The organism is Cobetia sp. SIMBA_158, assembly GCF_046566945.1.
Taxonomy (GTDB): Bacteria; Pseudomonadota; Gammaproteobacteria; order Pseudomonadales; family Halomonadaceae; genus Cobetia; species Cobetia amphilecti.
On record NZ_JAWJYL010000071.1, the window covers coordinates 1 to 430 of the forward strand.

The following is a 430-nucleotide window of genomic DNA, read 5'->3' on the forward strand; positions in this document are numbered from 1 at the left end:
CAAGTAAAAGTAGTATAACCGCCAGATATTTATTACTCCAGACTGGCGAATTTTTATTCATCATGACACCTCACTTTTCCTCATAATAAAAAGGCATCTTATAAAAGATACCTTTCCATGAAAATTTATTTATTCAGTTCATCCCACGGAACACCATCTAAATCATTTGCATCTACAGTGTACTCGTTATAAGTTCTTCCCGAACGGTCACCCCCATGGTTCTTAATGTCTCCGCCATCAGTTCTTTTTCCTGTTGCAGATGTTCCACCAGAAGGAGACTTTTTAGGAACAGCAGTTGATTTTTTAGGCGCACTGGATTTACTTTGATTTGAACCGCCATTACTCACGTATTTCTTTTTTGGCTGAACATGACTTTTTGAAGGACTGGAAGAACCAGTTGTATTTCTATAAACCTTTGGTTGTTCTTTCT

The 430-nt window shown here is 37.4% G+C and carries 1 protein-coding gene; it reads right to left on the reverse strand.

The window, feature by feature from the left end; genetic code table 11:
• Positions 1-125: 125 nt before the first annotated feature.
• The coding region (locus tag R2R70_RS19020; protein WP_410978752.1) for a hypothetical protein at positions 126-430 on the reverse strand (305 nt) is incomplete at its 5' end.